Here is a 23,847-nt window from a genome sequence, read left to right as displayed (position 1 = left end):
GGTGGTGGCGCGCGGCGTGGCGCGCTCTCGCGCCCCCACAGGCCGGGTCCGCGGTCCCGGGCGCACCAGAGTGGTCGGCATGACAGCACCCGCGGTGAGCGCCGCGCTCCGCGAGGCGGCGGCGCTGCTCCTTCCCGTCGCCTGCGCGGCATGCGGCCGGCCCGGGGAGGCGCTGTGCGGCGGCTGCCGCCTCGCCCTGCGCCCGGATCTCCGCCGACGGCGGCTGGACGACGGGGTCGAGGTCGTCAGCGCGCTGACGTTCGAGGGCCCCGTGGCGGCGGCGCTGCGCGCCTACAAGCAGCGCGGCCGCACCGACCTCGCCCGCGCCTTCGCACCGGCGATGCGCGCGGTGCTCGTGGAGTGCGCCCTGGCGCACGGTCTGCTCCTCGACGCGGTGCCGATCCCGCCGTCGGCGGCCGGCTCCCGACGCCGCGGCTACCGCCCGATCGAGCTGCTGCTGCACCACGCCGGTGTCGCACCCCTCGGAGCGCTGCGATGGCAGCGGGCGACGGACGACCAGCGCGCGCTCGGAGTCGCCGACCGCGACCGCAATCTGCGAGGCGCCCTGACGGTCCGAGGAGACCCGGCGGGGCGCGCGGTGATCGTCGTCGACGACGTCGTGACGACCGGCGCGACCCTGCGCGAGGCGCGCCGCGCGCTCACTGCCGCCGGCGCGCAGGTGGTCGGCGCGGTCACCCTGGCCGCCACGCCGCGGGTTCTCCCTGCGCGAACGTCCCCACCCGAATCGCCGGGAGATAGTTCGTGACACTCGGCGCGGGCGCGGCTACGGTGGGGGACACCAAGGCGACCGAGGGTCCGCCGCTCGCACCGGTCGGACCGGATAGGGAGGCAGAGATGGACACGAACATCGTCGGCGTGGGGGTCAGCGTCTCGGATCGATTCCGCACCGTGGTGGAGGAGAAGATCGAGCGGATAGCCACGTTCGCGCCCCGTGCTCAGCGTCTCGAGGTGAAGGTCACGCATGAAGCGCACCGCGGGGGGCGGATCGAAGAGGACAGCGTCGAGCTGACGATGTTCTGCAACGGCCCCATCGTCCGGGCCGAGGCCCACGACACGGACAAGTTCGCCGCGCTCGACATCGCGCTCGAGCGGCTCGCCGAGCAGCTGCGTCGCGCGAAGGACAAGAAGGTCAGCGGGCGCATGCACCCGCGCAACGCGCGCTTCGCGAAGGAGACCGGCGCGCTCGAGGGCCTGGATGTCGAGCCCGCCGCCGTCGAGACCCTCCAGGCGGTCGCGACCGGCACCATCCCCGTCGTCACGGAGGATGAGGAGGAGGACGTCTACTCGCCGGTGGTCATCCGGAGCAAGACGTTCGACCCGGAGTGGATGACCGTCGAGGAGGCCGTGGACCGGATGGAGCTGGTCGGGCACGACTTCTTCCTCTTCATCAACGCGCGCACCGACCACCCGAGCGTCGTCTACCGGCGCCGCGGCTGGGACTACGGCGTGATCGCGCTCACCACGCAGGCTCCGCCCGTCGAGGACGCCATGGCGTCCTGATGCGCCGGCAGACGGATGGCCCGGATCCTCAGGATCCGGGCCATCCGTCTGCCACGGGGGCCGCGCTCACTCGAAGATGTCGCCGACGAGGCCGCCGAGGAGCACGCCGCCGAGAACCGGACCGAGAAGACCGCCGCCGCCGAAGCCGCCGCCCATCGAGACCGTCCGGCCGCGCGGACCGCCGCCCCACGATCCCCAGTCGTCGTCGTCGGGGCGGGAGGAGTCGATGTCGCGCTGCGCGAGCTGCAGCGCCTCCTGCGCGAGCTGCGCCGCGCGGCGCGCGAGCTGCTGCGCCCGCTCGCGCGTGTCCTCCGAGGCCACGAGGGGCTCCGCGTCGAGCCGCACCCGCTGCGCCTCCGCGTACCGGGTCCGCGCGTCGGCGCCGATCCACCCGCGGTGCCCGTTGATGAGGCTGCCGGCCACGGCGATCGCGTGGTCGGCCGCGTCCATGTCGTGGCGCACATGGGCGACCGAGGGCACCGGGTGGGCGGCGCGCTCGCGCGCCTTGGCGACGGCCTCGTCGAGCGCGGCGTTGGCCGCAGAGAGCGAGGCGAGATCCGCGAACGGATCGGACGGCGTCCCGGGGCCGGGGAGCGCGGCGAGGGCCGCCTCGAGGTCGGCGATCGCGCGGGCGACCTCCGGATTCTGCGGCCCCTGCCGCGCGACGACGAGATCGCCGCGCGAGTCGGCGACGACCTCCGCCAGCGTCGACTGCGCGCGCATCGCCTCGATCTCGAAGTCGTCGACGCCGTCGAGGATGGATGCAGCACGCCGGACCGCTTCGGTCGCGGTCTCGAGCGCGAGGTTCGCCTCCTCGTTGCGCCGTGCCTCGCGGCGGCGGCTGGAGACATCCGCGGAGTGCAGGGCGAAGTCCAGCAGCTGCTCGGCCTGATCGGCCGTCACCCGCACGCGCTGGAGCGCCTCCGCGCTGTACAGCCGCGCGAGCCGCTCGACCGTGGCGCGAGCCTGCGGCAGCCGCTCGCGGAGGCGCTCGGACTCGGCGCGCACCTGCTCGAGGATCTGCGGCGCCTGGCGCACGCGGGCGATGCGCGCCTGCAGGGCGTCGGTGCGCTCGTCCAGCACGTCCTCCGCCCAGTCGCAGAGCTGGATGATGCGCGCGTTGCGCGTGCGCAGCTCCTCCGCCGTGTCGGGGATCTCGTCGTGGTTCAGCTGGTGGAGGTGGAACGCCTCGGCCATGTGCTCCTTGACGGCGGCGAGCCCCACGCGCAGGTCATCCGTCGGACCCTCGCCGAGCTCGGCGGCGGCGAAGGCGAGCTCGTCTCCGGTCGCCCTCATGCGCTCGTCCGCGGTCACCAGCGCCGTGCGCGCGCGTCGGGCGAGATCCGCGTCCGCCGCCTCCTGCTGCTCGCGCTCTTCCCGCCGGCGTCGTCCCCACAAACCTGCCATGCCTCCGATCCTAGGCGCACGGCATGCCGTCCGGTCGGTCTCAGCCCGCGGCGGCCGCGCGGGCGGGACGCCCCCGTTTGGGATGGTCGGAGGAGAGCTCGATCGCGAGCGTCTCCTCGGGGTGCGCGGCGAGGCGCTGCTCGGCGTGCGCGAGCCAGCGGGCATCGGCCTCCGCGGCGAAGCGCTCGGCGTCGGCGATGAGGGACCAGGCGATCTCCTCGCGGCCGTCCTCCCCGGGGAACGTGGCCTCCCGCAGCGCCGCCAGCCGCGACGCGACGGCATCCCGCTCCACGCGCACGACGGCGGCGGCGTCGAGCCCGGGCAGCGTGGCGGCCAGGGCCAGCTTCACGGCGAGCACGTCGCGCTCGGACGGATCGGTGGGCGTCAGGAGCCACCCGCGCATCTCCGCGCGCCCGGCCTGCGTGATCTCCCAGTAGACGTGCCCGCGCTCGTCCGCAGCCCCGCGCACGACGAGCCCGTCGCGCTCGAGGCGCTCCAGGGTGTTGTAGATCTGGCCGACGTTCAGCCGGCGGATGCCTCCCGTGCGGCGGGCGTACTCAGTGCGCAGCTGATAGCCGTAGCACGGACCCTGGTCGAGGATCGCGAGCAGACCGTGACGCACCGACATCCGCACCTCCCTCGTCGCGGCGCCGGATCGCCGCGTCTGTCGTGCCGAGCGTACCGACACCTCGGGCCCGCGGGCGGCAGGCGGGGCGATCCGGCCGCGCGGATCCCGCGGCGGACGGGGCACTGAGACGGCGTCTTCGGCACCATCGGGTCGGGATAGCCGGGTCGACCGGTGTGGATCGCTGAGGCGCGACCCCTCCTGGCCGCGCGCGTCGGTACCATCGCGACCATGGTCGGAACGCCGATGACGCCGAGGAAGTCCGAGTACGCGCGGTCGAGCCATCTGCTCGTGCACGCGAGCGATCTGCATCTGCGCTCGGATGGCGGGAGCTACGGTCTGGACGCCGCCCGCCACCTCCGTCGCATCCTCGCGGAGCTGGAGAGCTCCGGCGCGCGCCCCGACGCGCTGGTGTTCACGGGAGACCTCGCGGACCGGGGCGAGCCGCAGGTCTACGCGCGGCTGCGCGAGGAGGTGGAGCCCGCTGCACAGCGGATGGGCGCGCGCGTCATCTGGGTGATGGGCAACCACGACGAGCGCTCGCCGTTCCGCCGCGAGCTGCTGGGGGAGCAGGGGGAGGGGCCGGTGGACGCCGTGCACGATCTCGACGGCCTGCGGCTGATCGCGCTCGACACCGCAGTCCCCGGAGCGCACCACGGCGAGGTCTCGGCCGCCCAGCGCGAGTGGCTGTCGCTGGAGCTGTCCATCCCCGCGCCGCGCGGGACCATCCTCGCGATGCACCATCCGCCCATCCCCTGCGTCTTCGACCTCGCGACCATCGTCGAGCTGCGCGACCAGCGCGCGCTCGCCGACGTGCTGCGCGGAACGGACGTGCGGGCGATCCTCGCCGGTCACCTGCACCTGTCCACGTCCGCGACGTTCGCCGGGATCCCCGTCTCGGTCGCGTCGTCATCCTGCTACACGCAGGACCCGCGCGTGGTCGACGGGGGCATGCGCCCGCGCGAGGGCGCGCAGGCGTACAGCCTCGTGCACGTGCACGAGGAGACGATCGTGCACTCCGTCGTGCCGTTCTCCGACGCGCCGGCGCTCGAGGCCGTCTCAGCGGAGGAGACGGCCCGTCGGCTGGCGGAGGCTCGCGTCGTGATCCGTCAGTCGCGCTCCCAGGGAGCCGCCACCGGGAAGTAGGCGTCCAGCGTCTCGCGCACGACCTGCTCGCGCAGGTCCTCGGGGATCTGCGGCTCGCTGCCGTCGTTGAGGCAGAACATGTCGACGTCGCGCCCCGCGAGGAGCCGGCCCATCCGCGCCGGCGCGTCGCGCTGGGTGGTCTGGATGTACGCGGTGCGCGGCTCGGTCGTCGCCAGGGCGCGCCCCGTGAAGGCGGCGTAGTAGTGGTAGAGCGAGTTCGTGACCGAGATGTCGCTCGCGCTGCGGAACCGGGCAGCCGCCGTCCGCGCGAACTCCTCGGGGAACTCGCGCTCCAGCTCGAACATCACGTCGCGGCTGTGGGGGGTCGCGCAGTGCTGGAGGTCGCGCAGGATGACGCGGCCGAAGCGCTCGCGCAGCAGGTCCCGATTGACGCGCGCGGCGTTGTCGTGCCCCGAGCGGCTGGGCCGTGCCGGCCCGACGCCGATGCGCACGCCGCTCTCGACGAACTTCGTCACGCCGCCGGGCGTGAAGAACATGCCGGGGGAGACCGGGCGGCCGAAGAACATGTCGTCGTTGGAGTAGAGGAAGTGGTCGGCGATGCCCGGGATGCGGTGCAGCTGAGCCTCGACGGCGTGCGAGTTGTGCGTCGGCAGCACGGCGGGGTCGGCGAAGAACTCCTCGCTGCGCACCACCTTCACGCGCGGATGCTCGGCCAGCCACTGGGGGGCGGGGCTGTCGGTGGCGATGAAGATGCGGCGCACCCAGGGCGCGAACATGTGCACGCTCCGCAGCGCGTACCGCAGCTCGTCGAGCTGACGGTAGCGCGCGGCGTGCGCGTCGCCCTCGCCGACGACATACGCGTTCATGCGCTTCGCGCGTTCGCGCTGGAACTCGTTGGAGGAGCCGTCCACCCACGAGAAGACCATGTCGATCTCGAAGTCGATGTCCTGCGGCCCCGCGTCGAACATGCCCTCGAAGGTGCGCCACGTGCGCCCGTGGCGCTCGACGGTCGCGGTGACGAGGTCGTCGACGGCCATCCGGTGCCGAGTGAGGGCATTCGGTCGCGGCGCGTGCACGAAGCCGTCCTCCCACCGCCAGAACTCCACGCGCACGCCGTGCTCGGCGCCGTAGCTGAGGGTGCCGGAGCGCACGACGCGCGGCCGGAACAGCACCGCGACGTCCTTCCGGAAGGCGCTGTCGACTCCCGACGCGAGCGGCACGGCCACACCGCGGGTCTTCCGCGACGCCGCCCACGGGTCGGGGTCGGCTGCGAGCGCCGCGAGGGCGCGCGGCTTCTCGGTCGCGTCGACCGCGAGGGCGGGACGGCCGCTGGTGCGACGCACGAGGATCGGCTGGAGGCCGGCGCTCTCGAGGATGCCGGCGAGGGTGAGAAGGTCGGCCGTCTGGGCCTCATCCGGTGTCGCGTCCTCGACGAGATGCGGGATCCCGTCGTGGATGCGGGTCGGGACGCCGTGGCCGTCGGGGCCAGCGGAGTCGGTGGAGCCACCGGAGGGGGTGCCCAGAAGCGTCATCAATCACCTCGGATCTGCGTACGGCGAAGCCGTCGGAACGGAAGAAGCGGCTTCGCCGACCGACGGTCTGTCCGGAGGGACTGCGTCATCGGGTGGGCGACTCCTGTGCAGAGTGTAACGCCGGGCGATGTGCTCCGGCGCCCCTGCGGCCGGAGAAGGGGAGACCGCGAAGCGGTGTCGGTGTGGACGCGCCCGCGCGCGTCCGGCTGAGAGTGCGCTGGCCGGGCATTGTCACCGGCGGATAACATGGGCAGGTATGCCCGTCGCCGTCCGACGGCGACTCGCCCATCCATCCGGGATGCGGTACACGATCGAGGAGTGTTACGTGGCAAATCCGTTCGAGAAGCTGCTCCGTGCCGGTGAAGGACGCGTCCGACGGCAGCTGCAGCGGGCGGTCACGGCCGTCAACGCCCTCGAAGAGGACTACGCGAAGCTGACCGACGAGGAGCTGCGCAGCGAGACCGCGGAGCTGCGCGCGCGGCACGAGAAGGGCGAGACGCTCGATCAGCTGCTTCCCGAGGCGTTCGCCGCCGTGCGCGAGGCCGCCAAGCGGACGCTCGGCATGCGCGCGTACGACGTGCAGCTGATGGGCGGGACCGCCCTCCACCTCGGCAACATCGCCGAGATGCGCACGGGCGAGGGCAAGACCCTCGTGGCGACGTTCCCCTCGTACCTGAACGCGATCGCGGGCAAGGGCGTCCACGTGGTCACGGTCAACGACTACCTCGCGTCGTACCAGGCCGAGCTGATGGGCCGCGTGTTCCGTGCGCTCGGCATGACCACCGGCATCATCGTCTCCGGTCAGACCCCGGCCGTGCGCCGCGAGCAGTACGCGGCCGACATCACGTATGGCACGAACAACGAGTTCGGGTTCGACTACCTGCGAGACAACATGGCCTGGCGCAAGGAGGACCTCGTGCAGCGGGGCCACTTCTTCGCCGTCGTCGACGAGGTCGACTCCATCCTCATCGACGAGGCCCGCACGCCGCTCATCATCTCCGGCCCGTCCTCCGGGGAGGCGAACCGCTGGTTCGCCGAGTTCGCGAAGATCGCGCGCACCCTGGAGGAGGGCGTCGACTACGAGGTCGACATCAAGAAGCGCACGGTCGGCGTGCTCGAGGGCGGCATCGAGAAGGTCGAGGACTACCTCGGCATCGACAACCTCTACGAATCCGCGAACACGCCGCTCATCTCGTTCCTCAACAACTCGATCAAGGCCAACGCCCTGTTCAAGCGCGACACGGACTACGTCGTCATGAACGACGAGGTCATGATCGTCGACGAGCACACCGGCCGCATCCTCGTCGGACGCCGGTACAACGAGGGCATGCACCAGGCGATCGAGGCGAAGGAGGGCGTGCCCGTCAAGGCGGAGAACCAGACCCTCGCCACGGTCACGCTGCAGAACTACTTCCGCCTCTACGGCAAGCTGGCAGGCATGACCGGCACCGCCGAGACAGAGGCCGCCGAGTTCATGTCGACCTATGACCTCGGTGTCATCCCCATCCCGACCAACCGGCCGATGATCCGCAAGGACGAGACGGACCTCGTCTACAAGAACGAGCAGGGCAAGTTCGCTCAGGTCGTCGAGGACATCGCCGAGCGGCACGCCAACGGGCAGCCGGTTCTGGTCGGCACGGTGAGCGTGGAGAAGAGCGAGTACCTGTCGCGCCTGCTGTCGAAGAAGGGCATCAAGCACGAGGTCCTCAACGCGAAGAACCACGCCCGCGAGGCGGAGGTCGTCGCGCGAGCCGGCGAGCTCGGCGCCGTCACCGTCGCCACGAACATGGCCGGTCGAGGCACCGACATCATGCTCGGCGGCAACGCGGAGTTCATCGCCGTGCAGGAGATGAAGGCGAAGGGCCTCTCGCCGGAGGAGACGCCGGACGAGTACGAGGCGGAGTGGCCTGCGGTGTTCGACGCGGTCAAGGCCCGGGTCGAAGAGCAGGCGGCGAAGGTGCGCGACGCGGGCGGCCTCTACGTCCTCGGCACCGAGCGGCACGAATCGCGCCGCATCGACAACCAGCTCCGCGGACGCGCGGGCCGTCAGGGCGACCCCGGCGAGAGCCGCTTCTACCTCAGCCTCACCGACGACCTCATGCGGCGCTTCCAGTCGGGTCCCGCCGACGCGCTGCTGTCGCGCACGGACTTCCCGGACGATGTCGCGATCGAGTCGAAGCTCGTCTCCCGTCTCATCAAGAACGCGCAGGCCGCCGTCGAGTCGCGGAACGCCGAGGCGCGCAAGAACGTCCTGAAGTACGACGACGTCCTCAACCGCCAGCGCGAGGCGATCTACGCCGACCGTCGCACCATCCTGCACGGCGACGACATCAAGGACCGCGTCGAGCACTTCATCGAGGACGCCATCACCGCGATCGTCGACGACCACACCTCGGGCGGCCACAACGAGAGCTGGGACTTCGACGCGCTCTGGACGGAGCTGAAGACGCTCTACCCGGTCGGTGTCACGATCGACGAGGTCGTGGCCGAGGCGGCAGCGCGAAAGGGCGGCATCACCGCCGATGGGCTCAAGCGCGAGCTGCTGAGCGACGCGAAGATCGCCTATGCGCAGCGCGAGGAGCAGCTGGGCGAGAAGGCCGTGCGCGAGCTCGAGCGCCGCGTGGTGCTGCAGGTGCTCGACCGTCGCTGGCGCGACCACCTCTACGAGATGGACTACCTGAAGGACGGCATCGGCCTGCGCGCCATGGCGCAGCGCGATCCGCTCATCGAGTACCAGCGAGAGGGCTACTCGATGTTCCAGGCAATGATGGGCCAGATCAAGGAGGAGGCCGTCGGCTACCTCTTCAACCTCGAGGTCGAGGTGCGCAAGGCCGAAGGCGCCGAGCAGGCTGAGCCCCAGGTGGAGGCCAAGGGCCTCGGCGAGGTGCCGGCCGAGCAGCGGCTGGAGTACTCCGCGCCCAGCGAGGACGGCGACGTCGAGGTGCGCAACGAGCGCGGACAGGTGCAGAAGACGCCGGCGGAGCGCGCGGGCCAGGCAGACGGCGACGACCGGGAGCCGGTGGATGCCGCGCCGATGAACCGCGAGCAGCGCCGGGCCGCGAAGAAGAAGTAGCAGCCGCACGACCACGAGCGCGTCGGCCTCCCGGACGGGGAGCCGGCGCGCTCGGGCATATCCTGTTGCGATGAACTCCCTCCGCCCGCTCGGCCAGTCCGCGAAGCTCCAGAACGTCCTGTACGAGATCCGCGGGGCAGCACTGGCAGAGGCGACGCGGCTGGAGGCCGACGGGCACTCGGTTCTGAAGCTCAACACCGGCAACCCCGCGATCTTCGGCTTCGAGGCTCCCTACCAGATCGTGCGCGACATGATCGAGGCCGTGCCCTACGCGCACGGATACAGCGACAGCCGCGGCATCCTGCCCGCACGCCGCGCGATCGTCAGCCGCTACGAGGAGACGCCCGGCTTCCCGCGCGTCGACCCGGACGACGTGTACCTCGGCAACGGCGTCTCCGAGCTCATCACCATGACCATGCAGGCCCTCCTGGACGAGGGCGACGAGGTGCTGATCCCCGCGCCGGACTACCCGCTGTGGACGGCGATGACGAGCCTCTCCGGCGGCACGCCCGTGCACTATCTCTGCGACGAGGAGAACGGCTGGCAGCCCGACCTGGAGGACATCCGGTCGAAGGTCACGCCGAAGACCAAGGCGATCGTCATCATCAACCCCAACAACCCCACGGGCGCGGTCTACGGCCGTGAGCTCATCGAGGGCATCGCGCAGATCGCGCGGGAGAACTCGCTCCTCATCCTCTCCGACGAGATCTACGACCGCATCCTGTTCGACGACGCCGTCCACGTGCCGACCGCGACGGTCGCCCCCGACCTCCTCGTCCTCACCTTCAACGGGCTCTCGAAGACGTACCGCGTCGCCGGGTACCGCTCCGGGTGGATGGTCATCACGGGCCCCAAGAAGCACGCGAAGGGATTCCTCGAGGGGATCCAGCTGCTGGCGTCGACCCGGCTGTGCGCGAACGTCCCCGCGCAGCACGCCGTGCTCGCCGCGCTCACCGGCGTGCAGTCCATCGACGCGCTCATCGCGCCGTCGGGCCGCCTGCACGAGCAGCGCGACGTCGCGTGGGAGCAGCTGTCGGCCATCCCCGGGGTCTCGTGCGTGCGCCCGACCGGGGCGCTCTACGCCTTCCCGCGCCTGGATCCGGAGGTGCACGAGATCCGCGACGACAAGCAGCTCGTGTACGACCTGCTCGTCTCCGAGCACATCCTGCTGGTGGAGGGGACGGGGTTCAATTGGCCCACGCCCGACCATCTGCGGGTCGTCACGCTGCCCGAGGCGCGCGTGCTCGCCGAGGCGATCGAGCGGCTGGGCAACTTCCTGTCGTCGTACCGGCAGCGCTGATCACAGGATGCGGATGTCGGTGGCGCGCCATCGGCGGTCCAGCCCCTCGAGGCGCATGGCGATGGCGCGCGTGCGGTCGGGCATCGTCACGATGACGGTCACCTCGACGACCCCGTCGGCCGGCGACATCTGCCGCATCGTGCGCACCGTGAACACAGGGCGCTGCACCGCGACCCGCCGAGCGCTGCGCGCGCGACGGGAGAGATTCGCGCGGGTGACGAGCTTGAGGTAGGTCTCCTCGGCGAGCCACCGTGCGAGCTGATCTGCCTCCCGCGTGCCCGCGAGCACCTCGAGGATGCCCCGGGTGAGGGCGACGACGAGAGGCGCGGGATCGGGGAGGTCGGCGGATGAGGTGCGCTGCGGCGCGAACAGCTCCTCCATGTCGTGGTCGGTGCGGTGAGGGCGTCTGCGGGAGCTCGCAGCCGCGGCATGCGCTGGCATGGCGGCCCCTTTCCGTGGGGGAGGTCGAAGGGACCCCGAGTGAACCAGCCGACGGTGTCCCGCGGGAACTCCGCATACATGCCTGTGGAGAGCGGATGGCGCAGCTTCCGCGGTTCGCCTACGCTCACGCAGATGCGCTGGGATCGCTTCTTCGAGGACCTGGAGGACCAGCTCGCGGCCGAGTGGGAGGCCGAGCGGGCGGCGCTCGACTCCGAGGCCGAGCGCCTGCGCGTATCGCGTCTGCACCTGCGGACCCGCATGGTCGGCTTCGCGCAGGCCGCGGAGGCGACGCTGGCCATCGATCTCGTCGACGGGTCGCTGCTCGAGGCGGCCGTGACGTCGGTGGGGGCGGACTGGATCGCGGCGCGACCCGCACGCGCGCCATCCGCCCTCGCGGAGCCGAGCATCGTCCTGGTGCCCCTCACAGCCATCCGGGCGGTGGGCGCCCCCCACGGGGAGCTGCTGCGCAGCGCGCGGGAACCGACGTCGGAGAGCCGTCTCGCGGAGCGGGTGACATTCGGCTTCGCGCTCCGCGACCTGGCGCGTCGCCGTGCGGGCGTGACCCTCGGGGCGGCGGCGGGTCGCGCACTCACCGGCACGATCGATCGCGTGGGCGCCGACCACCTCGACCTCGCGCTGCACGACACGGATTCCCCGCGGCGGTCCGCCGCGGTGTCGGGGTTCCGCATCCTGCCGTTCTCCGCGGTGGCGTGGGTGCGGGTCTCGGCGACGACCGGGGTGGTCACCCCCTGAGGGTCAGGAGGTGCGGGGACCCCACAGCTCGGGGAAGCTGGCCTCGTTCGACTGCCGCCACAGGGCGATCCGGCGCGTCTCCTCGTGCTGATCCTCGAGGTACTCGCCGACGCTCTCGTGTTCGACCCGCCAGCGGGCGGGAGAGCCGACTCGGGCGCCGCGCAGCCGGCCGGCGTGGATGAGCTCGATGACCTCGTCGGTCTCGACGCCCAGGAGCTCGGCGACCTGAGCGGGCGCGAGGTAGCGCGTCTCGGACGTGTCGGGCATGGCCCCCATTATGGGCGGGGACGCTCCGGGCGCGGCGGAGCGCGCCGGGCTGTGGAGAACTTTCTCGCTCGATCCCGTGATTGCGTCAGCATGTCCTCATGACCACGACCGCCGGCGACATCGCGACCCTCGCCCCCGCACGCCGTCGTCGCGTGTTCTGGGGCGACGCGCGCTTCTTCATCGGCATCGCCCTCATCCTCGCGTCCGTGGCCGGCGTCTGGTGGGTCGTGTCGGCCGCGCGGCAGACGGTGCCGGTGCTGGCGGCGGGCGCCACGATCGTGCCGGGGCAGGCGGTCAGCGCAGGAGACCTCGCGGTGGTGGAGGTCACGCTGGGCGGGGCCGAGACCGCGTACCTCGCCCCGCACGAGCTGAGCGAGGGGTACGTCGCGACCCGCACCATCCGGGCGGGGGAGCTGGTGCCGGCATCGGCCGTCGCCTCCGCGGCCGAGGCGGCCGTCACGACGGTGGTGGTGCGCAGCGCCGTCGACGTGCCGCGCGCAGTGGACGCCGGCACGCCGGTCGAGCTGTGGGAGGCGCCGCTGGTCGAACCGGGGGTCTTCGACGAGCCGCGGATCCTCGTGGCCGATGCCACCGTCGCCGCCGTGCTGCGTGAGGACGCGATGATGGGCGCCGGCGCGACGTCGATCGAGCTCGTGATCGACGAGGCGAGCGTGGCCGACGTGCTCGCCGCTGTCGCCTCCGGTGGCGCCCTCTCCGCCGTGCCGCAGGCGGGAGAGGGATCATGAGGGTCGTCGTCGCGCTCGACGAGTCGCGCGCCTTCGCGCTCGCCGAGTCGCTGGAGGACGAGGGGATCGAGGTCGTCGCCACGGTCGCCGCGGAGGCCGTCGCCCGGTCCCTTGCGGATCCGGCCTCGGAGGTGTGGGAGAGCCTGGCGGCGGCCGATGCGCTCGTTCTTCCCGCGTCGCGGTCGGCCCTCACCGTCGGCGTCGTGGCCGCCTGCGACCGCAACGGCGTGCGCATCGTGCCGCTCGGGGAGCGGGCGGCCGAGGTGCGCCTGGCCCGGTCGTTCGGCCTCGCCGACCCGATCCCGGTCGCGGCCGAGGGATGGCGGGTGGCCGAGGCGGTGCGCAGCACGACCGTCGGCGCGGTGCGCGCTCCCGCCGACCGCGGCCGCGTGGTGGTCGTCTGGGGTGCGCACGGCGCGCCGGGGCGCACGACCGTCGCGATCGAGCTCGCCGTCGAGACCGCGCGCCTGCGCGGGCACGTGGCGCTGGTCGACGCCGACACGCATGCTCCGTCGGCCGCGATCGCGCTGGGGCTCGCCGACGAGGGGCCGGGGTTCGCCGCCGCCTGTCGACAGGCCGAGCGCGGCGCGCTCGACGCCGCGGAGCTCACCCGGCTGAGCATGCCCGTCGGGGGCGCAGACGGCATCGTCGACGTGCTCCCCGGCCTCAACCGGGCGGCGCGCTGGCCCGAGCTCTCCGAGCGCCGCGTGGCCGCAGCGCTCGAGGTGTGCCGCGGCTGGGCCGACGTCACGGTCGTCGACGTCGCCGCATCCCTCGAATCGGACGAGGAGATCGTGAGCGACCTCGAGGGACCGCGCCGGAACGCCGCGACGCTCGCCGCGCTGCGCGAGGCCGACCTCGTCGTCGCGGTCGCCGGCGCCGACCCGGTCGGGATCGCGCGACTGCTGCGCGGCTGCGCCGAGCTGCGCTCGGTCGTCGGCGCGACGCCCGTGGTCGTGGTCGCCAACCGCCTGCGCGCCGGCCCGCTCGGGATCGACGCCCGTGGTCAGGTGCGCCGCACCCTCGAGCGCTTCGCCGGGATGGACGAGGTCGTGTTCCTGCCGTTCGACCCGCGCGCGGCCGATGCGGCGCTGCTGGCGGCGCGGCCGATCGGCGAGGTCGCACCGCGCTCGCCGCTCGCCCAGGCGCTGCGTCGGCTGGCGGCGCGCGTGGAGGCGGAGCGTCCGCAGCGGCAGGCCGAGGTCATTCCGCTGGGCGAGGAGCGCACGCACCGCCTGCCGCTGGTCGCTCGGCGAGCGCGGCGCGGCAGGAGCAGCGACGCGCGCTCCGCATAGACTCGTCCCGTGTCGACCCTCAGCGATCTCGTCTCCGCCCAGGGCCGTTCGAGCGAATCCGACATCGAATGGCTGCATCGCCTCGCCGGCGACGGCCAGCTGCTCGCCGACCTCGCGTCGGCGGACATCGTCGTCTGGGCGCCGACGGCCGACGACTCCTACGTGGCCGTCGCGCACACCCGGCCCGGGGGCGCGGCGACCCTCTTCTACCGCGACATCGTCGGCGGCCGCGTGCGCCCGCAGTGGCAGGCGCAGGTGCGCGAGGCGTTCCAGAGCGTGCGCATCGTCGACTCGTCCTCACCGGAGTGGTTCGAGGAGACGCCCACCCGCGTGCGGGCCGTGCCCATCGCCATCCGGGAGGGCGATGGCCTGCGGGCGATCGCCGTCCTCACCCGTCACACCAACCTGGGCGACGTGCGCACGCCGTCTCGTCAGCAGATCACGTTCAACGAGTGCGCGGACGACCTGTTCCGCATGATCGCGACGGGGGACTTCCCCGATCTCTCCGCTCCCACCGGCCCCCGGCGCGGCGCCCCGCGTGCTGCGGACGGCCTCATCCGGCTCGATGTCGACGGCGTCGTCACCTTCGCCAGCCCCAACGCGCTCTCCGCCTTCAACCGGATCGGGTTCGCCGAGGAGCTGGAGGGGGAGGCCCTCGCCGACGTCACGAGCCAGATCCTCCCCGCCTCCCACGACACCGACGAGCGCCTGCCGATCCTCGTCTCCGGCCGCGCCCCGTGGCGCAGCGACGTCGAGGCGCGCGGCGTGACGGTGTCGCTGCGGGCCATCCCGCTGAAGGAGCACGGGCACCGCACCGGCGCCATCGTGCTGTGCCGTGACGTGAGCGAGCTGCGCAGCCAGGAGCAGGAGCTGATCACCAAGGACGCGACCATCCGCGAGATCCACCATCGCGTGAAGAACAACCTGCAGACCGTCGCGTCGCTGCTGCGCATCCAGTCGCGGCGCACCTCCTCCGATGAGGCGCGGGAGTCGCTCCTGCAGGCCATGCAGCGCGTCGCCGCCATCGCGGTCGTGCACGACACCCTCTCCGAGGGCCTTGCACAGAACGTCGACTTCGACGAGGTGTTCGCCCGCGTGCTGCGTCTGGTGGCGGAGGTCGCGGCGGCGCAGAACACCGTCGCCCACACGCGCACGGAGGGCCGCTTCGGGACGTTGCCCAGCCAGTACGCGACGCCGCTCGCTCTCGCCCTGACCGAGATCGTGACGAACGCCGTCGAGCACGGGCTCGCCGGCCGCGAGGGCGACGTGCAGATCGTCGCCGACCGCGACGAGTCCCGGCTCGAGGTGCGCGTGCGCGATACCGGCAGCGGCCTCCCCGACGGGCAGGTCGGTCGCGGCCTCGGCACGCAGATCGTGCGCACCCTCATCCAGGGCGAGCTCTCCGGCACGATCGACTGGAAGACGATCGACGCCCCCGACACGCCCTTCCACGGGGGCACCGAGGTCGTCATCACGGTCCCGCTGCGCTGGATCGTCCGCAGCTGAGCCCGCGGATACGACGAAAGCCCCGCCGAGGCGGGGCTTTCGTCGTATCCGGGGGCGTCGTCAGGACGCGCGGCGGGCGCGGGCGGCGCGGCGCTTGAGCGCCCGGCGCTCGTCCTCGCTCAGGCCGCCCCACACGCCCGAGTCCTGTCCGGACTCGAGTGCGTACTGGAGGCAGACCTCCGTGACCGTGCAGCGAGCACAGACGGACTTCGCCTTCTCGATCTGGTCGATCGCGGGGCCGGTGTTCCCGACGGGGAAGAACAGCTCGGGGTCGACGGTGAGGCAGGCGGCCTTGTCGCGCCAGTCCATAGGAATGCTCCTTGCGGGTGAGGTTTCTCAGGGAAAGCACAGCGTGGGATTACGGGTGGATTACGCTGTATGTGCGACGAGTCGCGACGACTCGTCCCACCACGCTGTGGGAAACACACCGTTAACAATTGTCATACACGCGTCGTTTTCGGGCAAGGGTTTTTTCTGTCCGTTCCCTGACTGCGTGTGCGCGCCGCCCGGCGCTCGAAGCAGGGAGAGCGGATGCCGGTGAGCCGAGCCACGCGCACCGCGGCCATCCTCGTCGGGGTCGAGGCCGTCGGCGTCCTCGCCCTCGCGGCCCTGCAGGTGGTCTCCCTGGGGGCCGGCGCCGCGTCGCTCTCCAGCGCCATCGCCCTCCTCGTGCTGACCGTCGCGGGCGCGGTCGCCGTGGCGGCCTTCGCGCGCGCGATCGCGCGCGGGCAGTCGTGGGGCCGCTCCGGCGCCGTGGTCGTGCAGCTGCTCATCATCGCCGTCGCGATCGGCGCGGCGACCGGGGAGTACGCGCACCCGGGGATGGCGTTCGCGCTGGCGGTGCCCGCGGCGATCGTCTTCGTCATGGTGATCCTCGCGGCGCGCGACGCCGGCCGGGATCAGCCGCGGGTGCCCGAGTCCTGAGCCCTCTCCAGCAGGGTGTGTGCGAGCAGCGTGCTGCCTGCGACGGCCGCCGGCATCGCGATCACGGCACCGAGCGGCACCAGCAGGCAGAGGTGCGTGGCGACGCCGAAGCCGAGCACTCGCGCGCGTGAGGCGCGGCGCAGCGCGCGTCGCTCGACCGGGCCGAGGCCGCGAGCCGTCAGCGCGCGGGCGGTGAGCTCGTCGGCGAGCATCCAGCCGCTGAACGTCGCGCCGAGGACGGCGGCCAGCACCGCCCCCGCGACGGGCACGAACCCGACAGCGAGCGTCAGCATGGCGATGCCGAGGCCGCGCAGCACGAGCGAGATCGCGTCGCCCGCGGCGCGCCACATCCCGTACCCCGCGTCGGGCACCGCCTCCGCTTGCGCGCTCTCCACCGACCGCCACACCCGGTCGTAGAACGGCTCGCCGACGAAGAGGGAGAGCGCCGTGAAGGTGGCCACCGCGAGGACGACGGCCCCGGCCAGCAGCGCCGCCCCGACGAGCAGGCGGATGGCCGCGGCCCAGCCGGACGCCCACCCGTCGGCCCACGGGGTGACCGACGCCACGATCTCGGGGAGGAACGCGCCGAGGACGATGAGCCCCGCCGTGAGCGCCGCGCCGACGAGAGCGGCCGGCAGAAGGGCTGCGGCCATGACGCGCGGACGCCGCCGCCACCATCCGAAACCGCGCCCGAGAGTGCGCACGCCCGCCCAGAACTCCCTCATCCCTACATGAAACCAAACAGCGGCGGGAAGACGGCGACGACGACCACAGCCCACACCCCGTACGCCGGCAGCCAGCGCGACGGCCAGCGCTCGAGGGCGCCGGGCCCGGTGCGGCCGAGGAGCAGCCGCGCGGTCAGCGCGGCCTGCCCTGCGAGGTGCACGAGCAGGAGGAGATTGAGCCCGAGTGCGGCGGTCTTGTTCGCGCTGAAGCCGAACTCCGCGATCCGGGTGAGCATGGCCGCGAGCACCACGACGTCCACGGCGACGGCTGCGATCAGCATGACGAGCTGCGCGGCATCGAGGAGCCCGACCCGCGTGCGCGGGTCGCGCGCGGAGACGGCGTAGAGCGACAGGGCCAGCACGAGCACCAGCACGAGGTCCATGACGATGAGGAGCTCGCGGTCGGCGCGGGCGAGATCGCCCGCCGTCACGACGACGACGAGGAGGGCGAGCAGCATGAGCCCCGTCAGCGGCGTGAAGACGCGGGCGAGGACGGGCGCGATGTTCTCCGCGACGCTCTGGCGCCGGTCGACGAGCCACGTTGCGATGAGCAGCGCTCCGGGAGCGCCCAGGGCGAGGATCCAGCCGAGGACGCCATCCGAGAGCTCGACGCCGACGACGGCGAATGAGCCGATCATGAGGGCGAGGAGCGCCCCGCCGCCGAGCCCGATGAGCGCGAGGAGGACGGCCACCTCGCCGGAGAAGCGCGCGAACTCGATCCGGCGGCTCGGGCGCCCGCCGACGGCGACGTAGGCGACGCCGACGAGCGCCCAGAGGGCGACGGGCGCGTGGATGGCCGTGAGCACCGCGGTGTCGCCGAAGGGCGCGAACGGGAAGATCGAAGCGCAGAGCGCGACGAGCAGGTACCCCGCCGCGATGACGGCGCCGGCGCCGCGGCCGGGGCGGCGCGTCCACAGGAGGTAGGCGAGGAGGAACGGCGCGACGACGAGGGGGAGCGTGCGCAGGAGCAGTGCGCCGTCGTCGGAGGTGGGCACGAGCGGCCCGCCGGGCTCGAGGAGCCACACGGCGCCCCTGGTCGCGAGTCCCGCCAGCGCGGCGAGGGTGAGGACGAAGCCGAGCCGTGCGCCGGCGGCCCTCCGCGACGGGCGCTCGCGTGCGATCTCGGCCTGCAGCGCGTCGAGGTCTCCCACGCGGCGCAGGGCGACGAGGAACGCCTCGTCGACGGCGAGGCCACGCTGCCGGAGGTCCGCCGTCTCCGCGCGGAGGCGCTCCTCGCGCGCGGCCTCCGCGGCGTCTGCGTCTGCTCCACGGGCGCCCGCGCGTTGTGATCGCCAGCGCCCGACGAGCGCGTCGAGGTCGCTCATGCCTCCGCCTCCCAGCGCAGCAGGTCGCCCGGCTGGCATTCCAGGGCCTCACACAGGGCGTCGAGGGTCGTGAACCGCACGGCCTTCGCTCGCCCGTTCTTCAGCACCGCGAGATTGGTGGGTGTGATCCCGATGCGCTCCGCGAGCGTGCCGACAGACATCTTGCGCCGCGCGAGCATCACGTCGATATCGACGATGATCGGCACTCAGATCACCTCGCCGAGCTCGTCGCGGAGCGTTCGCGCCTCGTTCTCGCGGTCGATGGCCTGCTTCAGCAGCGCGCGCATGACCACGACGATGAGCGCGACGCCGCCGAGCACGAGGGCCGCGCCGCAGATGAGGCCGACGATGCCGGGCGCCGTCTCGCCCGGCGCGAGGACGACGGCGAGGGCGAAGACGAGCGCCGCCGATGCCGTCACCGCGCCGATGATCACGTTGACGTAGCGGAACGAGGATCCGGAGAAGATCGATCCGCGCCGCACGCGGGTCAGCAGCTGCCAGATGCAGATCGCCGAGACCTGCAGCGTGCCGATCCAGAGCACGGCGATCACGACGAGCGCGATCCTGCCCCACAGCGCCTCACCCTCGAGGTCGGCCCACACCAGCGGCATGATGACGGTCTGCACGACGAGCGAACCGGCGAGGGCCAGCGCGATCACGATGCGCAGGATCAGGATGGTGGCTCTGCTCACGGCGTCCCCTTTCGTTGAGTGACGGGAGAAATCTATCGATACTCGTTCGATAGAGCAAGGTGGGCGTGATCGTCGGCGCGCGTGGGAATACGCGCGCCGGCTGCGCGTTCAACTTGACAGAGCCTGGCTCAACTTCCAGACTTGATACACAGTCACGCAACTTCAAGGAGATGCCGGGACATGCCTGAGAACCACTTCCCGCAGGACGGACCGAGTTCGTTCGACGAGTTCCTCGCGCGCTATCTGCAGGGCGAGCGCGCTCGCGCCAGCCGTTCGATCGACCTCAGCCGCTTCCTCAGCGCGCGCACGCAGGAGCTCCTGCAGCGCGCCGGCCGCTATGCCCTCGGCCGCGGTCAGCTCGAACTCGACGCGCTCCACGTGCTGCGCGTGCTCGTCGACGACGCGGCGGTCGCCGACGCCATCACGCGCATCGGCGGCGATCCCGCCGCCATCGGCCAGGCGGCGGAGGAGCGGCTGCCGAGCGCGGGCGCCGCAGCCGACGTCGACGGCGCCGCGGTCACGCAGGCCGTGCAGCGCGCGCTCTTCCACGCCTTCCAGGTCGCGCGCTCGTCCGGCTCCACCTACGTCGACCCCGAGCACCTCTTCTTCGCGCTCGTGCTCGCGCAGGACACCCCCGCCGGCCAGATCCTCGCCCGCTCCGGGGTCACCGCCGAGGCCCTCACGCAGGGCGCCCGCGAGGGTGTCGCGTCGCAGACCGCGGCCGCGCCCGAGGCGCGCCCGCAGGGCGGCGGCTCGATGCTGGAGAAGTACGGCACCGACCTCACGGCGCTCGCACGCGGGGGCGAGCTCGACCCCGTCATCGGGCGCGCCGAGGAGATCGAGCAGACCATCGAGATCCTCTCGCGCCGCACGAAGAACAATCCCGTGCTCGTCGGCGAGGCGGGTGTCGGCAAGACCGCCATCGTCGAGGGTCTCGCCTCCGCCATCGTCGCCGGCACCGTCCCCGAGCAGCTGCGGGACCGGCGCGTCATCGCCCTCGACCTGCCGGCGATGCTCGCCGGCACCCGCTACCGCGGCGACTTCGAGGAGCGCCTCACCAAGACGATGGAGGAGGTCGCCGAGGAGAAGGGGCGCCTCATCCTCTTCATCGACGAGATCCACACCCTCGTCGGTGCGGGCGGCGGCGGCGACGGCGCGATGGACGCGGGCAATATCCTGAAGCCCCGTCTCGCCCGCGGCGATCTGCACCTCGTCGGCGCCACGACCCTGTCGGAGTACCGCGCGATCGAGAAGGACGCCGCCCTCGAGCGGCGCTTCCAGCCGGTGCGCGTGGGCGAGCCGTCGGTGCCCGACGCCGTCGCCATCCTCGAGGGGCTGCGGAACGCCTACGAGGAGCACCACCGCGTGACGTACACGGACGACGCCCTCCGCGCAGCCGTCGAGTTGAGCGACCGCTACCTGCCCGACCGCGTGCTGCCCGACAAGGCCATCGACCTCATCGACCAGGCCGGCGCTCGCGTGCGGCTGCGTCTGGGCGCGCCGGTCGACACGCACGAGCTCGTCGCGAAGCTCGCCGAGCTCGAGGCCGAGAAGAACGCCGCGGTGTCCGCCGAGCACTACGAGGAGGCCTCGCGCATGCGCGACGAGATCACCTCGGTCCAGGAGCGCCTCGCGGAGGCGACCTCGGGAGCTGGCGCGCGCGCGGTCGTGGACGAGCCCGAGATCGCGGCCGTGATCAGCCGCGCCACGGGCATCCCCGTCAACCGGCTCACCGAGAGCGAACGCGAGCGGCTGGCCGGGCTCGAGGGCGAGCTGCATGCGCGGGTCGTCGGCCAGGACGACGCGGTGACGGCGGTGGCGAAGGCCGTCCGCCGCAGCCGCACCGGCATGGGCGACGCTCGCCGCCCCGTCGGCTCCTTCCTGTTCCTCGGCCCGACCGGCGTGGGCAAGACCGAGCTCGCGAAGGCGCTCGCCGCGAGCCTCTTCGACGACGAGACCGCGGTCATCCGCTTCGACATGAGCGAGTTCGGCGAGCGCCACACCGTGTCGCGACTGGTCGGCGCGCCTCCGGGATACGTCGGCTACGACGAGGCCGGGCAGCTCACCGAGCGCGTGCGCCGCAACCCGTACTCGATCGTCCTCTTCGACGAGATCGAGAAGGCGCACCCCGACGTGTTCAACCTGCTGCTGCAGGTGCTCGACGACGGGCGCCTCACGGACGGGCAGGGGCGGACGGTCGACTTCCGCAACACGGTCGTCGTGATGACGTCGAACCTGGGGTCGGAGTTCCTCACCTCCCGCTCCGGCGCCATCGGCTTCTCGGCCTCCGGTCGCGAATACGACGAGAAGGACCTGCGTGACCGAGTGATGGGGCGGCTGCGCGAGTCGATGCGGCCGGAGTTCCTCAACCGCATCGACGAGATCGTCCTGTTCCGCAAGCTCGACGAGAGCCAGCTCGCGCGGATCGTGGGCCTGCTGCTGGGCGCGACGCGCGAGCGGCTGGCCCGCCGCGAGGTGGCGCTCGACGTCACCGACGCGGCCGTGGCGTGGCTCGCCCGCAACGGGCACGAGCCGGAGTTCGGCGCCCGGCCGCTGCGTCGCCTCATCCAGCGCGAGGTGGACGACCGCATCGCCGACCTCTTCGTCGCCGGCGAGCTCGGCGACGGCGGGTCGGTGACGGTGGACGCGGTGGACGACGCGCTGATCGTCCGCGCCGAGCGGATGGCGGTGGCCGCCGCCTGAGGCAGTGTCACGACGACGAGGGGCGGGGCCGTGCAGCCCGCCCCTCGTCGTGTCAGACGAGCAGGTAGAGCGCCCCGATCACCGTCAGCACGATGACGACGCGGTCGAACACGCGCTGATTCATCCGGGCGACGAGACAACGGCCCGCGAAGGCGCCGAGGACCACGCCGGGGGCGAGGAGCAGGTCCATCAGCAGCGACGAGGGCGTGATGATGCCGAGGCCGATCGAGAACGGCAGCTTGGCGATGTTGATGATCGCGAAGAACCACGCCGAGGTGCCGAGGAACGCCTTCACGGGAAACTTCACCGCGAGGAAGTACATCGACATGACCGGCCCGGCCGCGTTGGCGACCATGGTGGCGAAGCCGCCGAGCCCGCCGTATGTCCACGCCGCGACGGTCCCCGACCCGAAGGTCGACTCCGCCTGCGACCGGTTCTGCACCGCGCGGCGCCACAGTGTGACGGCGACGACCGCGAGCAGCAGGACCGCGATGGTCCGGCGCACCCACCCGTCGTCGGCGACAGCGAGGAAGCCCCAGCCCGCGACGAGCCCGAGCACCACGGCAGGAGCCATCCGCGCGATCACGCGCCAGTCGGCGTGGCGCCGGTAGGCGAGCAGCGCGAACATGTCGCCGAGGATGAGGAGGACGAGCAGGGCACCCGTCGAGTCCTTGGCCGGCAGCACCGCGGCGAAGAGCGCGACCGCGAGGGTCCCGCCGCCGGGGACCGCCGTCTTCGAGAGCCCGACGACGACGGCGCCGAGCGCGAGGGCCGTCCAGACGAGCGGCGAGAGCTCGGCGATCACGCCTTCAGGCGCACGAGGCGCTCGTGCCCCGTCTCCTCGAGCTCCGCGAGGTGGTCGCGGGACTTCAGGAAGTCCGAGAACGAGCGGTAGCCGAGCGCCTTCTCGCTGAAGGACGGGTCCATGCGCCGGATGTGCTGCTTGACGGCGGAGCTGTGCAGCCATCCTGCGTCGTCGCCCTTGCCCTGGCCGACCCGCAGCGCGCGCTCGAGGAGACGGGACGCCGCTGCGTGCAGGTCCTCGGGCGGCGTCTCGTCGAACGCGAGGAACGTCTCCGGCTCCTCGGGCGCCTTCTGCACCTCGGGCGCCTTCGGCTCCTCGATGAGCTTGGGCTTCGACCCGCGGCGCGTCCGCGGCTTCGCCTTCGGCTCGGTCTCGTCCTTCGTCGCCGCGGCGTCCTCCGGGACGTCCTTGCCCTCGTCCTTCGTCGCGGCCGTGCCGCCGGCATCGGCCGGCTTCGCGGTGTCCTTCTGGCCATCCGCCTTCTCGGGCGCGGCCTTCTCGTCGGACTTCGCCTTCTGAGCGGGCCGCGCGGGCAGCTGCACGCCGGGGAGGGAGTCGTACGGCTCGAACTCGTCGCAGGCCGCGGCGAGCGACTTCGCGGTCGAGCCCGCGACCCCCACGCCGACGAAGTACCGGCCGAGGCGACGGCAGCGCTGCGCCAGCGGAACGTAGTCGGAGTCGCCGGCGACGATGACGACGTGGGTGAGGTCGGGGAGGCGGAACATGTCCTCGACGGCGTCGACGGCCAGGCGGATGTCCGCGCCGTTCTTCGCGTAGGCGGCCGCGGGGAAGAGCTGCACGAGATCGACCGCGCGCGCCACCAGCTGCTGCCGGTAGATCGCGTTGACGGGCGCGGACCAGTCGGCGTAGGCGCGCGTGAGCACGAGGGTGCCGTACGACGCGGCGTAGTCGATGATGGCGCCGACGTCGACGGTCGCGCGGGCGAGGCGGTCGGCGATCTCCGGGTCGTGCGGGCTCTCGGCGATGCGCGAGCGGTCGCGACTGTACGAGTTGCGCCCGTGCACGCGGTCGTACCAGGACATCACGATGTTGTCGAAGTCGAGGTAGACGGCCACGCGGCCGTCGTCATGGCTCTCGGG

General features: G+C 72.4%; 23 protein-coding genes. 11 read left to right on the top strand and 12 right to left on the bottom strand.

The window, feature by feature from the left end; all coding sequences use genetic code 11:
• The first annotated feature begins 79 nt into the window (after positions 1–79).
• Positions 80–766 (top strand): ComF family protein, encoded by a 687-nt coding sequence (locus QWJ90_RS03015; RefSeq protein ID WP_290106109.1) that lies wholly within the window; start codon positions 80–82, stop codon positions 764–766.
• 89 nt (positions 767–855) lie between these two features.
• Positions 856–1,521, top strand: coding sequence for a ribosome hibernation-promoting factor, HPF/YfiA family (gene hpf / locus QWJ90_RS03010; protein WP_290106108.1), 666 nt, complete (start codon positions 856–858; stop codon positions 1,519–1,521).
• Between the two features lie 66 nt (positions 1,522–1,587).
• On the opposite strand, the gene QWJ90_RS03005 is transcribed toward hpf, so the two are convergent.
• Together QWJ90_RS03005 and QWJ90_RS03000 are read right to left on the bottom strand one after the other, a co-directional pair.
• Positions 1,588–2,928: a hypothetical protein gene (locus tag QWJ90_RS03005; RefSeq protein WP_290106107.1), complete on the bottom strand. Its 1,341-nt coding sequence runs from the start codon at positions 2,926–2,928 to the stop codon at positions 1,588–1,590.
• A gap of 40 nt (positions 2,929–2,968) precedes the next feature.
• Positions 2,969–3,556: a PadR family transcriptional regulator gene (locus QWJ90_RS03000; RefSeq protein ID WP_290106106.1), complete on the bottom strand. Its 588-nt coding sequence runs from the start codon at positions 3,554–3,556 to the stop codon at positions 2,969–2,971.
• 228 nt (positions 3,557–3,784) lie between these two features.
• On the opposite strand from QWJ90_RS03000, the gene QWJ90_RS02995 reads away from it, so the two are divergent.
• Entirely contained in the window at positions 3,785–4,699 is a 915-nt protein-coding gene (locus QWJ90_RS02995) for a phosphodiesterase (protein ID WP_290106105.1), read from the top strand.
• Here the strand turns inward: QWJ90_RS02995 and QWJ90_RS02990 are convergent.
• On the bottom strand, positions 4,663–6,192 hold the full coding sequence (locus tag QWJ90_RS02990; RefSeq protein ID WP_290106104.1) for a stealth family protein: 1,530 nt from the start codon (positions 6,190–6,192) through the stop codon (positions 4,663–4,665). The genes QWJ90_RS02995 and QWJ90_RS02990 overlap by 37 nt on opposite strands.
• A gap of 325 nt (positions 6,193–6,517) precedes the next feature.
• On the opposite strand from QWJ90_RS02990, the gene secA reads away from it, so the two are divergent.
• Both secA and QWJ90_RS02980 read left to right on the top strand, forming a co-directional pair.
• Complete coding sequence (gene secA, locus QWJ90_RS02985) at positions 6,518–9,265, top strand: preprotein translocase subunit SecA (protein ID WP_290106102.1); 2,748 nt, start codon at positions 6,518–6,520, stop codon at positions 9,263–9,265.
• A gap of 70 nt (positions 9,266–9,335) precedes the next feature.
• Positions 9,336–10,565, top strand: a complete 1,230-nt coding sequence (locus tag QWJ90_RS02980) for a pyridoxal phosphate-dependent aminotransferase (RefSeq protein ID WP_290106100.1) — start codon at positions 9,336–9,338, stop codon at positions 10,563–10,565.
• Here the strand turns inward: QWJ90_RS02980 and QWJ90_RS02975 are convergent, their stop codons facing one another.
• Entirely contained in the window at positions 10,566–11,006 is a 441-nt protein-coding gene (locus QWJ90_RS02975; protein WP_290106099.1) for an Rv3235 family protein, read from the bottom strand. It lies immediately after the preceding gene.
• Between the two features lie 132 nt (positions 11,007–11,138).
• Between QWJ90_RS02975 and QWJ90_RS02970 the strand changes: the two genes are divergently transcribed.
• Positions 11,139–11,759, top strand: coding sequence for a hypothetical protein (locus tag QWJ90_RS02970; protein WP_290106098.1), 621 nt, complete (start codon positions 11,139–11,141; stop codon positions 11,757–11,759).
• Positions 11,760–11,762: 3 nt separating this feature from the next.
• On the opposite strand, the gene QWJ90_RS02965 is transcribed toward QWJ90_RS02970, so the two are convergent.
• Positions 11,763–12,026 (bottom strand): helix-turn-helix domain-containing protein, encoded by a 264-nt coding sequence (locus tag QWJ90_RS02965; RefSeq protein WP_290106097.1) that lies wholly within the window; start codon positions 12,024–12,026, stop codon positions 11,763–11,765.
• 98 nt (positions 12,027–12,124) lie between these two features.
• On the opposite strand from QWJ90_RS02965, the gene QWJ90_RS02960 reads away from it, so the two are divergent.
• The 3 genes from QWJ90_RS02960 to QWJ90_RS02950 are packed head-to-tail and all read left to right on the top strand — an operon-like array spanning position 12,125 to position 15,573.
• Complete coding sequence (locus tag QWJ90_RS02960) at positions 12,125–12,772, top strand: SAF domain-containing protein (RefSeq protein ID WP_290106096.1); 648 nt, start codon at positions 12,125–12,127, stop codon at positions 12,770–12,772.
• The gene (locus tag QWJ90_RS02955) at positions 12,769–14,067 is read left to right on the top strand and encodes an AAA family ATPase (protein WP_290106095.1); all 1,299 of its coding nucleotides are present in this window, start codon (positions 12,769–12,771) and stop codon (positions 14,065–14,067) included. Before QWJ90_RS02960 ends, QWJ90_RS02955 begins: the two co-directional genes overlap by 4 nt.
• Positions 14,068–14,076: 9 nt before the next feature.
• Positions 14,077–15,573 carry a sensor histidine kinase gene (locus tag QWJ90_RS02950; protein WP_290106094.1) on the top strand — a complete coding sequence of 499 codons (1,497 nt, stop codon included), beginning with the start codon at positions 14,077–14,079 and terminating at the stop codon, positions 15,571–15,573.
• Between the two features lie 60 nt (positions 15,574–15,633).
• On the opposite strand, the gene QWJ90_RS02945 is transcribed toward QWJ90_RS02950, so the two are convergent.
• A complete protein-coding gene (locus QWJ90_RS02945; protein ID WP_156240746.1) occupies positions 15,634–15,882 on the bottom strand; it encodes a WhiB family transcriptional regulator in 249 nt (82 codons plus the stop codon).
• A gap of 222 nt (positions 15,883–16,104) precedes the next feature.
• Here QWJ90_RS02945 and QWJ90_RS02940 point away from each other — a divergent pair, with 222 nt between their 5' ends.
• On the top strand, positions 16,105–16,497 hold the full coding sequence (locus tag QWJ90_RS02940) for a histidine kinase (protein ID WP_290106093.1): 393 nt from the start codon (positions 16,105–16,107) through the stop codon (positions 16,495–16,497).
• Here QWJ90_RS02940 and QWJ90_RS02935 read toward each other — a convergent pair.
• Genes QWJ90_RS02935 through QWJ90_RS02920 form a run of 4 tightly spaced genes read right to left on the bottom strand, consistent with a single transcriptional unit; the run spans position 16,473 to position 19,239 of the window.
• Positions 16,473–17,222, bottom strand: coding sequence for an EI24 domain-containing protein (locus tag QWJ90_RS02935; RefSeq protein ID WP_290106092.1), 750 nt, complete (start codon positions 17,220–17,222; stop codon positions 16,473–16,475). The two genes, QWJ90_RS02940 and QWJ90_RS02935, sit on opposite strands and share 25 nt — an antisense overlap.
• 2 nt (positions 17,223–17,224) lie before the next feature.
• On the bottom strand, positions 17,225–18,547 hold the full coding sequence (locus tag QWJ90_RS02930; protein ID WP_290106091.1) for a hypothetical protein: 1,323 nt from the start codon (positions 18,545–18,547) through the stop codon (positions 17,225–17,227).
• On the bottom strand, positions 18,544–18,753 hold the full coding sequence (locus QWJ90_RS02925; RefSeq protein ID WP_156240750.1) for a helix-turn-helix domain-containing protein: 210 nt from the start codon (positions 18,751–18,753) through the stop codon (positions 18,544–18,546). Before QWJ90_RS02925 ends, QWJ90_RS02930 begins: the two co-directional genes overlap by 4 nt.
• Positions 18,754–19,239 carry a DUF2975 domain-containing protein gene (locus QWJ90_RS02920; protein WP_290106090.1) on the bottom strand — a complete coding sequence of 162 codons (486 nt, stop codon included), beginning with the start codon at positions 19,237–19,239 and terminating at the stop codon, positions 18,754–18,756. It abuts the gene before it with no gap.
• A 180-nt stretch (positions 19,240–19,419) separates the two neighbouring features.
• Between QWJ90_RS02920 and QWJ90_RS02915 the strand changes: the two genes are divergently transcribed.
• Positions 19,420–21,942, top strand: a complete 2,523-nt coding sequence (locus QWJ90_RS02915; protein ID WP_290106089.1) for an ATP-dependent Clp protease ATP-binding subunit — start codon at positions 19,420–19,422, stop codon at positions 21,940–21,942.
• Between the two features lie 52 nt (positions 21,943–21,994).
• Here the strand turns inward: QWJ90_RS02915 and QWJ90_RS02910 are convergent, their stop codons facing one another.
• On the bottom strand, positions 21,995–22,744 hold the full coding sequence (locus QWJ90_RS02910; protein WP_436836687.1) for a sulfite exporter TauE/SafE family protein: 750 nt from the start codon (positions 22,742–22,744) through the stop codon (positions 21,995–21,997).
• Positions 22,744–23,790 carry an NYN domain-containing protein gene (locus QWJ90_RS02905; RefSeq protein WP_436836686.1) on the bottom strand — a complete coding sequence of 349 codons (1,047 nt, stop codon included), beginning with the start codon at positions 23,788–23,790 and terminating at the stop codon, positions 22,744–22,746. The genes QWJ90_RS02910 and QWJ90_RS02905 overlap by 1 nt, the downstream gene beginning before the upstream one ends.
• Positions 23,791–23,847 lie beyond the last annotated feature (57 nt).

It is taken from the genome of Microbacterium oryzae, from assembly GCF_030406385.1.
GTDB lineage: Bacteria > Actinomycetota > Actinomycetes > Actinomycetales > Microbacteriaceae > Microbacterium > Microbacterium oryzae_A.
The sequence above is the reverse complement of the archived record's forward strand: the minus strand, read 5'-3'. Positions and strand labels throughout refer to the sequence as shown.

Excerpts from the sequence above, each read along its gene's own strand:
- QWJ90_RS03015 (WP_290106109.1), top strand. The coding sequence starts at position 80 with ATGACAGCACCCGCGGTGAGCGCCGCGCTCCGCGAGGCGGCGGCGCTG.
- hpf (WP_290106108.1), top strand. The coding sequence starts at position 856 with ATGGACACGAACATCGTCGGCGTGGGGGTCAGCGTCTCGGATCGATTC.
- QWJ90_RS03005 (WP_290106107.1), bottom strand. The coding sequence starts at position 2,928 with ATGGCAGGTTTGTGGGGACGACGCCGGCGGGAAGAGCGCGAGCAGCAG.
- QWJ90_RS03000 (WP_290106106.1), bottom strand. The coding sequence starts at position 3,556 with ATGTCGGTGCGTCACGGTCTGCTCGCGATCCTCGACCAGGGTCCGTGC.
- QWJ90_RS02995 (WP_290106105.1), top strand. The coding sequence starts at position 3,785 with ATGGTCGGAACGCCGATGACGCCGAGGAAGTCCGAGTACGCGCGGTCG.
- QWJ90_RS02990 (WP_290106104.1), bottom strand. The coding sequence starts at position 6,192 with ATGACGCTTCTGGGCACCCCCTCCGGTGGCTCCACCGACTCCGCTGGC.
- QWJ90_RS02980 (WP_290106100.1), top strand. The coding sequence starts at position 9,336 with ATGAACTCCCTCCGCCCGCTCGGCCAGTCCGCGAAGCTCCAGAACGTC.
- QWJ90_RS02975 (WP_290106099.1), bottom strand. The coding sequence starts at position 11,006 with ATGCCAGCGCATGCCGCGGCTGCGAGCTCCCGCAGACGCCCTCACCGC.
- QWJ90_RS02970 (WP_290106098.1), top strand. The coding sequence starts at position 11,139 with ATGCGCTGGGATCGCTTCTTCGAGGACCTGGAGGACCAGCTCGCGGCC.
- QWJ90_RS02965 (WP_290106097.1), bottom strand. The coding sequence starts at position 12,026 with ATGCCCGACACGTCCGAGACGCGCTACCTCGCGCCCGCTCAGGTCGCC.
- QWJ90_RS02960 (WP_290106096.1), top strand. The coding sequence starts at position 12,125 with ATGACCACGACCGCCGGCGACATCGCGACCCTCGCCCCCGCACGCCGT.
- QWJ90_RS02955 (WP_290106095.1), top strand. The coding sequence starts at position 12,769 with ATGAGGGTCGTCGTCGCGCTCGACGAGTCGCGCGCCTTCGCGCTCGCC.
- QWJ90_RS02945 (WP_156240746.1), bottom strand. The coding sequence starts at position 15,882 with ATGGACTGGCGCGACAAGGCCGCCTGCCTCACCGTCGACCCCGAGCTG.
- QWJ90_RS02940 (WP_290106093.1), top strand. The coding sequence starts at position 16,105 with ATGCCGGTGAGCCGAGCCACGCGCACCGCGGCCATCCTCGTCGGGGTC.
- QWJ90_RS02935 (WP_290106092.1), bottom strand. The coding sequence starts at position 17,222 with ATGAGGGAGTTCTGGGCGGGCGTGCGCACTCTCGGGCGCGGTTTCGGA.
- QWJ90_RS02930 (WP_290106091.1), bottom strand. The coding sequence starts at position 18,547 with ATGAGCGACCTCGACGCGCTCGTCGGGCGCTGGCGATCACAACGCGCG.
- QWJ90_RS02915 (WP_290106089.1), top strand. The coding sequence starts at position 19,420 with ATGCCTGAGAACCACTTCCCGCAGGACGGACCGAGTTCGTTCGACGAG.
- QWJ90_RS02905 (WP_436836686.1), bottom strand. The coding sequence starts at position 23,790 with ATGTCCTGGTACGACCGCGTGCACGGGCGCAACTCGTACAGTCGCGAC.